General features: G+C 72.2%; 14 protein-coding genes. 8 read left to right on the top strand and 6 right to left on the bottom strand.

The window, feature by feature from the left end; translation table 11 throughout:
• Positions 1-57: 57 nt before the first annotated feature.
• The gene (locus ACRDP3_RS02855) at positions 58-1833 is read right to left on the bottom strand and encodes an acetyl/propionyl/methylcrotonyl-CoA carboxylase subunit alpha (protein ID WP_431515202.1); all 1776 of its coding nucleotides are present in this window, start codon (positions 1831-1833) and stop codon (positions 58-60) included.
• A 414-nt stretch (positions 1834-2247) separates the two neighbouring features.
• Between ACRDP3_RS02855 and ACRDP3_RS02850 the strand changes: the two genes are divergently transcribed.
• Complete coding sequence (locus ACRDP3_RS02850) at positions 2248-2709, top strand: hypothetical protein (protein WP_431515201.1); 462 nt, start codon at positions 2248-2250, stop codon at positions 2707-2709.
• A 38-nt stretch (positions 2710-2747) separates the two neighbouring features.
• Here ACRDP3_RS02850 and ACRDP3_RS02845 read toward each other — a convergent pair whose 3' ends face one another.
• From ACRDP3_RS02845 to ACRDP3_RS02830, 4 genes are all read right to left on the bottom strand, one after another.
• Positions 2748-3389 (bottom strand): Maf family protein, encoded by a 642-nt coding sequence (locus ACRDP3_RS02845; protein WP_431515200.1) that lies wholly within the window; start codon positions 3387-3389, stop codon positions 2748-2750.
• 318 nt (positions 3390-3707) lie between these two features.
• Positions 3708-3836, bottom strand: coding sequence for a morphogenic membrane protein MmpB (mmpB, locus tag ACRDP3_RS02840; protein WP_431515199.1), 129 nt, complete (start codon positions 3834-3836; stop codon positions 3708-3710).
• An 80-nt stretch (positions 3837-3916) separates the two neighbouring features.
• On the bottom strand, positions 3917-4159 hold the full coding sequence (locus ACRDP3_RS02835) for an acyl-CoA carboxylase subunit epsilon (protein ID WP_431515198.1): 243 nt from the start codon (positions 4157-4159) through the stop codon (positions 3917-3919).
• 14 nt (positions 4160-4173) lie between these two features.
• Complete coding sequence (locus tag ACRDP3_RS02830) at positions 4174-5781, bottom strand: acyl-CoA carboxylase subunit beta (protein WP_431515197.1); 1608 nt, start codon at positions 5779-5781, stop codon at positions 4174-4176.
• Positions 5782-5928: 147 nt separating this feature from the next.
• Between ACRDP3_RS02830 and ACRDP3_RS02825 the strand changes: the two genes are divergently transcribed.
• The 5 genes from ACRDP3_RS02825 (at position 5929) to hutH (ending at position 12441) form a co-directional block, all read left to right on the top strand.
• Positions 5929-6852, top strand: a complete 924-nt coding sequence (locus ACRDP3_RS02825) for a biotin--[acetyl-CoA-carboxylase] ligase (RefSeq protein WP_431515196.1) — start codon at positions 5929-5931, stop codon at positions 6850-6852.
• Positions 6853-7133: 281 nt separating this feature from the next.
• Positions 7134-8366: an adenylate/guanylate cyclase domain-containing protein gene (locus tag ACRDP3_RS02820; RefSeq protein ID WP_431515195.1), complete on the top strand. Its 1233-nt coding sequence runs from the start codon at positions 7134-7136 to the stop codon at positions 8364-8366.
• Positions 8367-8678: 312 nt separating this feature from the next.
• Positions 8679-9506, top strand: coding sequence for an enoyl-CoA hydratase/isomerase family protein (locus ACRDP3_RS02815; RefSeq protein WP_431515194.1), 828 nt, complete (start codon positions 8679-8681; stop codon positions 9504-9506).
• 72 nt (positions 9507-9578) lie between these two features.
• Positions 9579-10835, top strand: a complete 1257-nt coding sequence (locus ACRDP3_RS02810) for a diguanylate cyclase domain-containing protein (protein ID WP_431515193.1) — start codon at positions 9579-9581, stop codon at positions 10833-10835.
• 52 nt (positions 10836-10887) lie between these two features.
• A complete protein-coding gene (hutH, locus tag ACRDP3_RS02805; RefSeq protein WP_431515192.1) occupies positions 10888-12441 on the top strand; it encodes a histidine ammonia-lyase in 1554 nt (517 codons plus the stop codon).
• Positions 12442-12472: 31 nt separating this feature from the next.
• Here the strand turns inward: hutH and ACRDP3_RS02800 are convergent, their stop codons facing one another.
• Positions 12473-12778 (bottom strand): hypothetical protein, encoded by a 306-nt coding sequence (locus ACRDP3_RS02800; protein WP_431515191.1) that lies wholly within the window; start codon positions 12776-12778, stop codon positions 12473-12475.
• Positions 12779-12904: 126 nt separating this feature from the next.
• Between ACRDP3_RS02800 and ACRDP3_RS02795 the strand changes: the two genes are divergently transcribed.
• Entirely contained in the window at positions 12905-13222 is a 318-nt protein-coding gene (locus ACRDP3_RS02795) for a hypothetical protein (RefSeq protein WP_431515190.1), read from the top strand.
• 185 nt (positions 13223-13407) lie between these two features.
• The coding region (locus ACRDP3_RS02790) for a L,D-transpeptidase (RefSeq protein ID WP_431515189.1) at positions 13408-14585 on the top strand (1178 nt) is incomplete at its 3' end.

The raw sequence follows: 14585 nt of genomic DNA, 5'->3' as shown, positions 1-14585 counted from the left end.
GGATGCGGACCGCGCCGACGCTAGTGCCGTGACCGGCAATGTTTGCCGGGAGGGGCGCTAGTCCTTGATCTCGCAGATCACGGTGCCCGACGACAGCGAGCCGCCGACCTCCGCCTGCAGGCCCTTGACGGTGCCGGAGCGGTGCGCGTTGAGGGGCTGCTCCATCTTCATCGCCTCCAGTACGACGACGAGTTCGCCCTCCTCGACCTGCTGGCCCTCCTCCACCGCGACCTTGACGATGGTGCCCTGCATCGGGGAGGCCAGGGCGTCGCCGGATGCCGCGCCGCCCGCCTTCTTGGCCGCCTTGCGCTTGGGCTTCTTGCTGCCGCCGCCCGCCGCCGGTGCGGCCGAGACGCCGAGGGAGGAGGGGAGGGAGACCTCCAGGCGTTTGCCGCCGACCTCGACGACGACGACCTCGCGGCCGCCCTCGTCCTCGTCGGTGTCCGCTCCCGCGGCGGCGTACGGCGGGATCTCGTTGACGAACTCGGTCTCGATCCACCGGGTGTGGACATCGAAGGGGGCGTCCGGACGGCCGTTGACCTCGGGCGCGAAGGCCGGGTCTCGTACCACCACGCGGTGGAAGGGAATGGCGGTCGCCATGCCCTCGACGGTGAACTCCGCCAGCGCGCGGGAGGCGCGCTGCAGGGCCTGCTCGCGGGTGGCGCCGGTGACGATCAGCTTGGCCAGCAGCGAGTCCCAGGCCGGGCCGATGACCGAGCCGGCCTCCACACCCGCGTCCAGCCGTACGCCCGGACCGCCGGGCGCGGCGAAGGCGGTGACGGTGCCGGGCGCGGGCAGGAAGTTGCGGCCGGGGTCCTCGCCGTTGATGCGGAACTCCATGGAGTGGCCGCGCAGTTCGGGGTCGGCGTAGTCCAGCGTGCCGCCGTCGGCGATGCGGAACATCTCCCGTACCAGGTCGATGCCGGTGACCTCCTCGGTCACCGGGTGCTCCACCTGGAGACGGGTGTTGACCTCCAGGAAGGAGATCGTGCCGTCCTGGCCGACGAGGAACTCGCAGGTGCCGGCGCCGACGTAGCCGGCTTCCTTGAGGATGGCCTTGGAGGCGCGGTAGAGCTCGGCGTTCTGCTCCTGGGTCAGGAACGGTGCGGGGGCTTCCTCGACCAGCTTCTGGTGGCGGCGCTGCAGGGAGCAGTCGCGGGTGGAGACGACGACCACGTTGCCGTGGGTGTCGGCCAGGCACTGGGTCTCCACGTGCCGGGGGCGGTCGAGATAGCGCTCGACGAAGCACTCGCCTCGGCCGAAGGCGGAGACCGCCTCGCGCACCGCCGAGTCGTACAGCTCCGGCACCTCCGCCAGCGTGCGGGCGACCTTCAGGCCGCGGCCGCCACCGCCGAAGGCGGCCTTGATGGCGATGGGCAGCCCGTGCTCCTCGGCGAAGGTCACCACCTCGTCCGAGCCCGAGACCGGGTCCTTGGTGCCGGCCACCAGCGGGGCGCCGGCGCGCTGCGCGATGTGCCGGGCGGCGACCTTGTCGCCGAGGCCGCGGATCGCCGCCGGGGGCGGGCCGATCCAGATCAGGCCCGCGTCCAGTACCGCCTGGGCGAAGTCGGCGTTCTCGGAGAGAAATCCGTACCCGGGGTGCACGGCGTCGGCGCCCGAGTCGGCCGCGGCCTTGAGCACCTTGTCCTGGTCCAGGTAGCTGGCCGCCGGGGTGTCACCGCCCAGCGCGAACGCCTCATCTGCCGCGCGGACATGCAACGCGTCCCGGTCCGGCTCGGCGTAGACGGCGACGCTCGTGATCGCCGCATCCCGGCAGGCCCTGGCCACGCGGACAGCGATTTCGCCGCGGTTGGCGATGAGCACCTTGCGCACTGTGACTCCCTACTTGGCGCTGCGCCGCAACATGACTTGTTGTGCTGAGTGGTAAGAGTTTAGGTACTGACGACACCCGGAGCCGACCCGCCCACAGTGGTGAGCTTGCCCACACGGAGTGTGACGTGCGGTCGCGGTGGCCCCGGTGTCCGTTGCCTTCCCAAGGTACGCCGGGTTTTCACCGGCGCTCGCGGATCTTCGAATGTGGCCAAGGTCTCCGTACCGCTGTGCGCGTCCCTTCGCAGGTTCTTTGTGGGATTCCTACGAACCACGAAGCGAAACTTTGCTTCGCGTCGTTCCTCTTGCCCTGGTGTGATACCCGTAAGTAGCGTTCTGTGCTGCCGGAGCGACGTACTCCGGGTAACGAACAACACCGGCCACGGCCGGTGGTGGATCGGAAGTGGGTGGGGTGGGGTGGGACTCAGACGATCGGTGGCCGCGGCCGCGGCGCTGATACTCGTGGTCGAGGCGGTGGGCATCGTTCTGCTGAACATCTTCATGAGCATGGTCGTGGACGAGCAGCAGATGTCCATGGCCGGCCTCGCACCGCACGCGATGTCCCTGGGGGCGGTGATCGCCGGCGCGCTCTTCGGCGGCTATCTGCTGCTGTGCGCGGTGGTGTTGGCCCGTACGGCCATCCGTGACAAGGCACCCACCGGGATGCTCCGCATCCTGCTCATCAGCGCCGCCGTGGTGCACGGGCTGCTCGGCGCCATCTCGGTCGGACTGGTGGGCTGGGCCGCGTTCGTGTTCATGATGCTGGTGCTGGGCCTGCTCGTCTGGTCGCTCATCAGCTACAGCGTCGAGGACGGGCCCGCGAAGCACGCCTCGCCGCGGCCGGCCGGCGACCCGCACCCCGAGCCCTCCGCCACGTAACGCGGAGCGCGCGTATCCGGACGGCCGGCCTCGGCTTGTCAGACCCAGAGGTCGGTCACCGGCACGCCCAGCTCCGCGAGGAGCTCGCGCAGCAGCGGCAGCGACAGCCCCAGTACGTTCCCGTGGTTTCCCTCGATGCCCTCGACGAAGGGCGCGGAGCGGCCGTCGAGGGTGAACGCGCCCGCGACGTGCAGAGGTTCGCCCGAGGCCACGTAGGCGCCGATCTCGGCGTCGGTGGGCTCTCCGAAGTGCACGGTGGTGGCGGCGGTCGCGGACGTACGGGCGCCGCCACGCGTGTCGATGACGCAGTGCCCCGACAGCAGCACACCGGAACGCCCGCGCATCGACTTCCAGCGGGCCGTGGCCTCCTCGGCGTCCGCGGGCTTGCCCAGCGCCTGGCCGTCCAGCTCCAGCACCGAGTCACAGCCGACGACGAGCGCGCCCGCCGCCTCCGCGCGGTCCGCGACAGCCGTCGCCTTCGCCTCCGCCAGCACCCGCGCCAGCTCCCCCGGAGTGGGCGCCGACAGCGCGTCCTCGTCCACTCCGCTGACGATCACCTCGGGCGCCATCCCGGCCTGCCGGAGCAGCCCCAGCCGGGCGGGCGAGGCGGACGCGAGAACGAGCCGGCGCGTGGGCGCGGCGCCCGCGGAGTGCGGGACGTGCGGAGGCTGAGAGGTCATGCCGCCATCGTAGGGACCCCGGCCCGCCGGCCCGTGCCGGGTGCGGAACGCCCTTACGGCCTGGTGTGCGATAGCGGGCGGGCTCCCGGCGCCCTGCGACTCCGTCTCCCGCGTTGTCGTCGGTCGACGACTCCCCCACAGCCTGGACGGCGTGGGTGGGGGTCCCCCCGGCAGAGCCAGGGGGCGTGCCCCCACCGCGTCGCCTCCCTCCTCCGCCTTGGATCCGAAGCCGCATGACTCCCCCTGGCTTCGCCGGGAGGTGCCCCCAGCTCGCTGATCCACCCTCTATCGCGCACCAGGCCGTTAGTCGGAACGCTCTCAGTGGGCGTGCAGGAGCACGACGAAGCCCAGCACGATGAGAGGCAGCAGCCAGCTCAGGCGGCGGAACATCGCCTGCGTCGCGAGCAGCTCCTTCGGTGGTTCGTCGCGGGGATCGGACCAGAGCATGGTCCCCATGCTGCGCCGGTGCGGGGCGTCGCGCCTGAGTACGCGTACTCATTCACCCGCACCGGCGATCCGCACGCCGGTCAGGCGGGCCAGTAGGACGTGCGCCACGCCTTCGGGCCCGGATGCGGGATCCGGCGCGGCACCGTACGGGCCGGGTCGGACCACTCCTCGCTGCGGCGGGAGGCGGGCCCCGCGGACGCCACCGCGGCGGCCCGTGCCCGGACCACCGCCAGGGCGGCGGCCAGTTCCTCCGGGGTCGGATTGCCGCGTACCACCTTGATCGGCGGGAACGGCGGATGTTCCCCCGTCGTCGGCTCCAGCATCGCGAACGACCTCCTTACAGCGGGATGTTGCCGTGCTTCTTCGGCGGCAGCTGCTCGCGCTTCGTGCGCAGCGCCCGCAGGCCGCGGGTGATGTGGCGGCGGGTCTCGGACGGCCTGATCACAGCGTCCACATACCCGCGTTCGGCGGCGGCATACGGATTCAGCAGCGCGTCCTCGTACTCCTGCGTCAGCCGCGCCCGCTGCTCCTCCCGCTCCTGGTCGGAGTCCGCCGCGGCGAGCGTCCTGCGGTGCAGGATGTTGACCGCGCCCTGAGCGCCCATGACCGCGATCTGGGCGGTGGGCCAGGCGAAGTTGAGGTCGGCGCCCAGGTGCTTGGAGCCCATCACGTCGTAGGCCCCGCCGAACGCCTTGCGGGTGATGACGGTGATCAGCGGCACCGTCGCCTCCGCGTAGGCGTAGATCAGCTTGGCGCCGCGCCGGATGATGCCGTCGTACTCCTGGTCCGTCCCCGGCAGGAAGCCCGGCACGTCGACGAAGGTGATCACCGGAACGTTGAAGGCGTCGCAGGTCCGCACGAAGCGGGCCGCCTTCTCGCTGGCGTCGATGTTGAGACAGCCGGCGAACTGCAGCGGCTGGTTGGCCACCACCCCCACCGACTGGCCCTCGATCCGCCCGAATCCGGTGATGATGTTCGGCGCGAACAGCGCCTGCGTCTCCAGGAACTCGCCGTCGTCCAGCACATGCTCGATCGCGGAGTGCATGTCGTAGGGCTGGTTCGCGGAGTCCGGGATCAGGGTGTCCAGCTCGCGGTCGTCGTCCGAGGTCTCCAGGTCCGCCTCCTCTGGGAAGACGGGCGGCTCGGAGAGGTTGTTGGACGGCAGGTAGGACAGCAGCGCCTTGACGTACTCGATGGCGTCCTTCTCGTCGCCCGCCATGTGGTGCGCCACGCCGGAGGTGGTGTTGTGCGTACGGGCGCCGCCCAGCTCCTCGAAGCCGACGTCCTCACCCGTCACCGTCTTGATCACGTCGGGCCCGGTGATGAACATGTGCGAGGTCTGGTCCACCATCACCGTGAAGTCGGTGATCGCGGGGGAGTAGACCGCGCCACCGGCGCACGGGCCCACGATGAGACTGATCTGGGGGACCACGCCGGAGGCGTGCACGTTGCGGCGGAAGATCTCGGCGAACAGCCCGAGCGCCACGACCCCCTCCTGGATACGGGCGCCGCCGCCGTCGTTGATGCCGATCACCGGACAGCCGTTCTTCAGCGCGAAGTCCATGACCTTGACGATCTTCTCGCCGTAGACCTCGCCGAGCGAGCCGCCGAAGATGGTGAAGTCCTGCGAGTACACGCAGATGGGGCGGCCGTCGACCGTGCCGTAGCCGGTGACGACCCCGTCCCCGTACGGACGGTTCTTCTCCAGGCCGAAGTTGGTGGAACGGTGCCGGGCGAACTCGTCCAGCTCCGTGAAGCTGCCCTCGTCCAGCAACAGCTCGACCCGCTCCCGCGCGGTCAGCTTTCCCTTCGCGTGCTGTTTCTCCACCGCGCGCTCCGAACCCGCGTGCGTCGCCTCCGTGGCGCGCCGCTCGAAGTCCGCGATCTTGCCCGCGGTGGTGTGCCGCTGCTCGTTTCCGTGGGCTGGGCTCTGCTGCTCCGACATCAGCGTGCGGCTCCTACTCGTCAGCGTGCGGCTACCGGTTCGTAGGTTATCGGCGAAGCGGCCGTCCGGCGGTGCGGCGTTGACCACACTCGACGCTTCGGCCGTACACCCCTGCCGACCGGCCCGGCCCGGCCTACGCTGTGCCGCATGACGCCGAACCCGCCCGACAGCCCCGACAGCCCCGACGCCCCGGGCAGCCGCTGGTCCGATCTGGAACGGCCGCCGCTCAACCCCACCGCCCTGCGCCGCGCGCTGCTGAAGCCGGACAGCCTGTGGACGGAGCTGGAGGTGGTCGAGCGCACCGGGTCGACCAACTCCGACCTCGCGGACCGCGCGCGGGCCGGCAGCGCGGCGGAAGGCGCCGTACTCGTCGCGGAGGAGCAGACAGCCGGCCGCGGCCGGCTGGACCGCGGCTGGAGCGCCCCGCCGCGCTCCGGCATCTTCGTCTCGATGCTGCTCAAGCCCCAGGTCCCCGAGGAGCGCTGGGGGTGGCTGCCGCTGCTCGCCGGGGTGGCCACCGCCGGGGCGCTCGCCCGCGCCGCGGGCGTGGACACCGCCCTGAAGTGGCCCAACGACGTCCTCGCGGACGTCGACGGTGAGGAACGCAAGATCGGCGGCATCCTCGCCGAGCGAACGGTGACGGCGCCGGGTGGCGGCGGCGGGAACGGTGGCGTCGGCGTGGTGCTGGGCATCGGGCTCAACGTCTCGCTGCGCTCCGCCGAACTGCCCGTACCCACCGCGGGCTCGCTCGTCCTCGCGGGCGCTCAGGGCACCGACCGTGATCCGCTGCTGCGCGCGGTGCTGCGCGGGGTCGAGGACTGGTACGGGCGCTGGAGCGCGGCCGACGGCGACCCGGTGGGAAGCAGCCTGCTGGAGGCGTACGCCGCCGGGTGCGCGACGCTCGGCCGGACCGTACGGGCGGAGCTGCCCGGCGGTGAGGAACTGGTCGGCGAGGCGATGGCCCTGGACAGCGACGGGCGGCTCGTCATCGGCACCGGAGACGGCGTGCAGCGCCCGGTCGCCGCGGGCGACATCGTGCACCTGCGTGGCGAGGGCGCCGCGGGGGCGTGACGCGGGAGGGCGGGACGCGCAGGGCGGGACGCGCGCGGGGCGTGCGGACTCACTCGCGGCGCGTACCGCCGAGCCGGTGGTCCGGGGTTGTCGGCGCGTGAGTGATGGGCCCTGAACGGCGCACTGCTGCCGTACTCTGGGCACGCGGCGGAGGGGACGTGGCCGGAACGCGTCCCCGGTGCTCCCCGAAGATCACAGCAAGAGAACGGAAGGGCCAGTGCGCAGGGACGACCGGACCTGGCGAGAGGCCGACAGTGGCCGAGAATGAGCCGGACACTCCCGTGCCTGCGTCCGCGTCACAGCCGGCGGCGGAGGGGTCGGAGCGGTCAGAGCGGTCACCGGAAACGGAGCCCGGCGGGCAGCCGGACCCGTCCGCGGGACCGCAGGCCGAGCCCGCTGACCCGTCCGGCCCGGCCGACCCGCCCCCCGGCCCCGCGGCCCCGGACGACGACGGACAGCCGGCGCCGGGCGGACCGGGCGGACCGAGTGGCCGCCGAGGCACCGAGGACGACCCCAGCGCGCTCCGCATCGAGGAGCTGATCCTCGGCTCCGAGCGCCAGTACACGCCCTTCCAGGCGGCCCGCGCGGCCGGCGTCTCCATGGAACTGGCCGCCCGCTTCTGGCGTGCGATGGGCTTCGCCGACGTCGGTCAGGCGCGGGCGCTGACCGAGGCCGACGTGCTGGCCCTGCGGCGGCTGTCCGGTCTGGTGGAGGCGGGGCTGCTCAGCGAGACGACGGCCGTGCAGGTCGCCCGCTCGACGGGGCAGACCACCTCCCGGCTGGCCGACTGGCAGATCGACTCCTTCCTGATGGGCCTGACGGAGCTGCCCGAGCCCGGAATGACGCGCAACGAGGTCACCTATCCGCTGGTGCAGCTGCTGCTGCCGGAGCTGGAGGAGTTCCTCGTGTACGTGTGGCGGCGGCAGCTGGCCGCGGCCACCGGACGGGTCGTACAGGCCCTGGACGACGAGGACACCGTCGACCGGCGGCAGGCCATCGCCTTCGCCGACCTCGTCGGCTTCACCCGGCTGACGCGGCGGCTGGAGGACGACGAACTGGGCGAACTGGTGGAGGCGTTCGAGACGACGGCCGCCGATCTGGTCGCGGCCAACGGCGGCCGGCTCATCAAGGCGCTGGGCGACGAGGTCCTCTACGTCGCCGAGGACGCGGGCGCCGCCGCGGAGATCGGCCTCCGGCTGATCGAGACCATGGCGAACGACCCGACGATGCCGGAACTGCGCGTCGGCATCGCCTTCGGCACGATGACGACGCGGATGGGCGACGTCTTCGGCAACACGGTCAATCTGGCGAGCCGGCTGACGTCGATAGCGCCCAAGGACATGGTCCTGGTGGACGGCGCCTTCCGCGCCGAGCTCGTCGCCGCGGGCGACGCGCCGGAGTCGGAGAAGGAGACCGAGGACGTGTCGGGGTACCGCTTCGGCCTCCAGCCCCTCTACCAGCGGCCGGTGCGCGGCCTGGGCGTCGTCGAACCCTGGATGCTGGGCCGGCGCTAGCGCCTGCGCCGCTCCGTCCTGCCTCGCCGGATGCCTCGCCTGCCGGCTGCCCACTGGTTCCGCCAGGGGCAGATCGCGTGCCCCGCTCGCGCGGGGCACGTACCACCGCCCGCCGGTGCTTGCGTGCAGGCACGCACGGGCGGGAACACCGGTTCGCGGCTCGGCGAGGCTGGCCTCGCGCCTGGCGCGGGCCCGGATGACTCCCCCTGGCTCCACCGGGGAGGCCGCGTGCCGAGCGGGCCGGAGCGCCGCGGAGCGGCCCCGTACAGTGGCCCGCGGCATTGGTGAGCGAGCGTTAACCGGAGGGGTCGGATGAGCAGCGTCAGCGTCGGCGTCGGGGTCAGCGAAGAGCGGTACGGCGAGTGGATCGTGGTCCGCAAGGACGCCGGGACCCACGTCGCCGAACTCGTACTGGACCGTCCCCGGGCCATGAACGCCGTCTCCAGCGAGCTGGCCGCCCGGATCGCCGAGGCGTGCGCCGACCTCGCCGCCGACCGGACCGTACGGGCCACCGTGCTCAGCTCCACCCACGAACGGGCCTTCTGCGTGGGCGCCGACCTCAAGGAGCGCAACTCCTTCAGCGACGCGGAGCTGGGCCGCCAGCGCCCCACCGCCCGCGCCGCCTACACCGGCGTGCTGGAGCTGCCGATGCCGACCATCGCCGCCGTGCACGGTCACGCACTGGGCGGCGGCTTCGAACTGGCGCTCTCCTGCGACCTGATCGTGGCCGACCCCAGCGCCGTCGTGGGGCTGCCCGAGGTGTCGGTCGGTGTCATTCCGGGCGGCGGCGGCACCCAGCTGCTGCCACGCCGGGTCGGCGCGGCCCGCGCCGCCGAGCTGATCTTCACCGCGCGCCGCCTCGAGGCCGCCGAGGCGCACGACCTGGGCCTGGTCGATCAGCTGGTGCAGGCGGGCCAGGACCGGACGGAGGCGCTCGCGCTGGCCGCCCGTATCGCCGGCAACTCCCCGGTCGGCCTGCGCGCCGCCAAGCGCGCGCTGCGCACCGGCTGGGGCCTGGACCTGCGGGCGGGTCTGGAGATCGAGGACGCGGCCTGGCGCACGGTCGCCTTCTCCGGGGACCGGGTGGAGGGCGTGGCCGCCTTCAACGAGAAGCGGAAGCCGCAGTGGCCCGGCGAGTGAGGGCCGCCTGAACGCGGGGGAGCGGGAGTAGCCCACCCGGCAGGGTGGGGTGAACGCTCCTAGCCTGGCCCCATGGAAGAGGACGCGCGGTTGCGGGCGGTCGTCGGGCTGGCGCAGGCCATGGCGACCGCACAGCGTTCCCGCGCCGCACACCCCCAGCAGCCCGCGCACCGCGAGGTCGCGCACGCCGCGGCCGTACGGGCGTGCGCCGCGATGGACGGCTCGTTCGCGGCCGTCTCGGCCTGGGACCGGGCGCGCGGCCGGCTGGATGTTCTGGCCAACGTCGGAGAGCTCACCGAGGACGAGAACGAGTTCCCCGAGGACGAGTCCTACCCGGTGCACGACTTCCCGGAGATCACCGAGTCGCTGTCCGAGCGGTGGCCCGGGGGCGGCGAGGACACGCCGCAGGCGTGGGTGGAGACGGCCGGGCGGCGCACCGGGCTCGCCGCCGAAGGGCCCTGCCCGCCGCGGGTGGCCGCCCTGCGCCGCCGCGGCCGGGGCTGCTGTGTCGTCGCGCCGATCGTGCTGCACGGCCGCGCCTGGGGCGAGCTGTATGTCGCCCGCGCGCCGGGCGCGCCCCCCTTCGACCGTTCCGACGTGGACTTCGCGGCCATACTGGCCGCGATCATCGCCGCCGGGATCGCGCAGGACGAGCAGCTGGAGGAGGTGCGCCGCCTCGCGTTCACCGACCAGTTGACGGGGCTGGCCAACCGCCGCGCGATCGACACGAAACTGGACGACGGACTGGCGCGGCACCGCGCGGACGGCACGGTCGTCAGCCTCGTCGTCTGCGATGTCAACGGCCTCAAGCGGGTGAACGACGAACTCGGCCACGAGGCCGGTGACCGGCTGCTGGAGCGCTTCGGGATGGTGCTGTCGCTGAGCGGCGCGACGCTGCCGGGGGCGCTGGCGGCGCGGCTGGGCGGCGACGAGTTCTGCCTGCTGACGGTGGGGCCGGCGGCGGACGAGGTGGTACGGGCGGCGGACGAGGTCTGCCGCAGGGCGAGCGAGCTGCGGGACGGGGAGGGGGTCGCGTGCGGGGTCGCCTCCACAGGGGATCCGATCGGGGTCGTACGGTCGGGAGCCCGCCTCTTCCGGCTCGCGGACGCGGCGCAGTACCGCGCGAAGGCGGCCCGCGCGCGGAAACCGGTCGTCGCGGGGCGCGAGGGCGGCGCCGAGGACCCGGTGGTGCGGCTTGCGGACGCGTCCGAAGCGTCCGACATCGCCGCGGAGGCCTCCGCGCAGCCGCGCCTGGGCGACCGGCGCCACTTCCGCGGCCACGTCCCGGACGCCCCGGACTCCGCGGACACCCCCGCCCCGGACGCGTGAGACCGGGACCCGGTCGTGACAGTTTTCGATTCACTCTCTAGGGTGCCTGAATATGAGTATGCACACCGTGGTCCTGGGCAGCTCCGGCACGCGCCCCGAGGACGTCATCGCCGTCGCCCGCGAAGGCGCCCGCGTCGAGCTGTCGCCGGACGCGCTGGCCGCCCTGGACGCGTCGCGGCGGTTCATCGAGGAGCTGGCCGCCAAGCCCGAGCCCGTCTACGGCGTCTCCACCGGCTTCGGCGCCCTCGCCGTCCGGCACATCAGCCCCGGCCTGCGCGCCCAGCTCCAGCGCAACATCGTGCGCTCGCACGCCGCCGGCATGGGCCCGCGCGTCGAGCGTGAGGTCGTGCGCGCGCTGATGTTCCTGCGGCTGAAGACCCTCGCCTCGGGCCGTACGGGCGTACGGGCCGAGGTCGCCCGGTCGATGGCGGCCCTGCTCAACGCCGGAATCACCCCCGTCGTCCACGAGTTCGGCTCGCTGGGCTGCTCCGGCGACCTCGCCCCTCTCTCCCACTGCGCCCTGACCCTGATGGGCGAGGGCGACGCCGAGGGGCCCGACGGCGCCGTCGCGCCGGCCGCCGAACTGCTCGCCGCGCACGGCATCGAGCCCGTCGAACTCCGCGAGAAGGAAGGGCTCGCGCTCCTCAACGGCACCGACGGCATGCTCGGCATGCTGCTGCTCGCCTGCGCCGACCTCGCCCGCCTCTTCACCTCGGCCGACATCGCCGCCGCGCTCACCATGGAGGCGCTGCTCGGCACCGACAAGGTCCTCGCGCCCGAGCTGCACGCCATCCGCCCGCACCCCGGACAGGCGGCCTCGGCCGCCAACATGCTGAAGGTGCTGGCGGGTTCCGGGCTGACCGGCCATCACCAGGACGACGCGCCGCGCGTCCAGGACGCCTACTCGGTGCGCTGCGCCCCCCAGGTCGCGGGCGCCGGCCGGGACACCCTCGCGCACGCCCGTACGGTCGCGGAGCGCGAACTTGCCGCCGCTGTGGACAACCCCGTGGTGCTGCCCGACGGGCGCGTCGAGTCCAACGGCAACTTCCACGGCGCGCCGGTCGCCTACGTGCTCGACTTCCTCGCCGTCGCCGCCGCCGACCTCGCCTCCATCGCGGAACGCCGCACCGACCGGCTCCTGGACAAGAACCGCTCACACGGCCTGCCGCCCTTCCTCGCCCACGACGCCGGCGTCGACTCCGGGCTGATGATCGCCCAGTACACGCAGGCGGCCCTGGTCAGCGAGTTGAAGCGGCTGGCGGTCCCCGCCTCGGTCGACTCGATCCCGTCCTCCGCGATGCAGGAGGACCACGTCTCCATGGGCTGGTCCGCGGCACGCAAGCTCCGTACCGCGGTGGACAACCTGGCCCGCGTCGTCGCCGTCGAGCTCTACGCCGCCGCGCGTGCGATCGAACTGCGTGCCGAGAGCGGCCGGCTGACGCCGGGGCCGGCGGCTCGCACGGTCGTACGGGGGCTGCGTGAGGCGGGCGCACAGGGCCCGGGCCCGGACCGCTTCCTCTCGCCGGACCTGGCGGCGGCGGAGCGGTTCGTCCGCACGGGCGCGCTGGTGGCGGCGGCGGAATCGACGACGGGCGAACTCGCCTAGGGGCGGGAGGGGTGCTGGGAGCCGGCGGGGATCACGCGCGGCGCCGGCGACGGGTGCGGATGAGCAGGGCACCGCCCGCCCCCGCGAAGCCGGCGCCGCCCACGAGGTAGGGCGTGCTGCCGAAGCCGTCGTCGCGGGTGAGCGTCTGCGTACGCGTCCCGTGCCCCCCGTCGCCCGCGTGCTTCGACGCCGCCGCACTCGGAACCGAGTGGTCCGGGGTGGCCTTCGCGGTGGGCACGAACCAGAGGGCACAGAGCACCGCGCCTGCCGCGGTGGCCGTCGTCAGCGAGCGGCGGTGTGCGGATACGGTGGACCGTGACAGTCCGGCTCCGGACACGAAGAGCCCCTTCCGAGTGCGGTGGTGCGTTTCCGGTGCCACGAACTGGCGGCACGCTGCCCGATGTTATAGACAGCCGCGGGTCGTACGGAAGCCAAGGGCCCCATGCGCCCTACGCTCCCTGCCATGGCTGCTGACGAAACACCGCACATCGCACCGTCCATCCGGCTCCGCGTCGAGCTGGTCGTGGAGATCGCCGACCCGCAGGCGCTGACCAGGTCGGCGCTCGAACGGGTCGAGGGCGATGCGCTGATGCCCGACGAGGAGCGCGCGCACGCCAGAGAGATCGTCGCCGCGGACCCGGGGGAGGCCATCGCGTATCTGGTCGACCCCTTCGACCTGGTCAGGGCGCTTCCGGGGGTGGAGCTGGCGCACGCCAGCTGGGGCAGCGAGGAGGTCGACGAGGACGACCTGGACGCTCTTGACGATCTCGACGAGGAGTAGGACCGTGCGTAGAGGGCCGCGCCACCGCAGGTGACGACACGTGTCCTGGACCACAGTTTCGTCTCGTGTGGAACCGGTCAGCTGTCCCATTGCGTTATGTCCCGTAGAGCTGGGTCCGCAGATGTCCGGTTTGCTCCGGCGGTAGGCGTACGCGGCGATTCGGGGAGACTTGCAATCTGACGTAGATGGAGATGTCAGTGACAACGCTGGGTAACCACCGCAGGGCGATATCGGCGACCGCCGTACTGCTCGGTGGTGTACTGACGCTGAGCGCCTGCGGTTCGTCGGGCGCCGAGGGCGACAGCGGAGGCGGGTCGAAGCAGGCCCGGGCGGGGGGCAAGAGTTCGGAGGCTCGAATAAAGATCGCCTCCAAGAACGGCGCCGAAGGCGCGAGCATCAACACCGGCGGCAACGTCACCGTCAGCAAGGGGAAGCTGACCGACGTCACCATGGTGACCGCGCAGGGCGGTGCGCCCGTCGAGGGCACCGTCTCGGGCGACGGGAAGACGTGGAAGCCCGCCGATCAGCTGGAGCGGGCGACGCAGTACAAGATCACGGCGAAGGCCAAGGACGGCGATGGCCGCAAGGCGGTCGAGAACTCGACCTTCACCACGGTCTCCCCGGACAACAGCTTCATCGGCAGCTACACCGGCGAGGACGGCCAGACCGTCGGCGTGGGCATGCCGGTCTCGATCAACTTCGACAAGGCGATCGGCGACAAGAAGGCCGTCCAGTCCGCGATCAAGGTCAAGTCGTCCAGCGGCCAGCAGGTCGTCGGGCACTGGTTCGACGGGACCCGGCTCGATTTCCGCCCCCAGGAGTACTGGAAGCCCGGCTCCAAGGTCACTCTCGACCTGAACCTCGACGGGGTGAAGGGCGGCCCGAACATGACCGGTGTGCAGGACAAGAAGGTCACCTTCAACATCGGCCGCTCGCAGGTCAGCACCGTCGACGTCAAGACCAAACAGATGACGGTCGTGCGCGACGGCGCGAAGGTCAAGACCATCCCGATCTCGGCGGGCGGCGAGAAGAACCCGACGTACAACGGCCAGATGGTGATCTCCGAGAAGTTCAAGGAGACCCGGATGAACGGCGCGACGGTCGGTTTCACCGACGACGACGGCAAGGGCGAGTACGACATCAAGGACGTCCCGCACGCCATCCGGCTCACCACCTCCGGCACCTTCCTGCACGGCAACTACTGGGCCGAGGAAGAGGTCTTCGGCGAGGAGAACGTCAGCCACGGCTGTATCGGGCTGCGCGACGCGAAGGGCGGCAGCGCGACGACGCCGGGCGGCTGGTTCTTCGACCGGACGCTGATCGGGGACGTGGTGGAGGTCGTCAACTCGAAGGACAGGAAGGT

It is taken from the genome of Streptomyces sp. (assembly GCF_050698815.1).
GTDB lineage: Bacteria > Actinomycetota > Actinomycetes > Streptomycetales > Streptomycetaceae > Streptomyces.
Note: the sequence above shows the minus strand (reverse complement) of the source record. Positions and strands in the feature narration are given on the sequence as shown.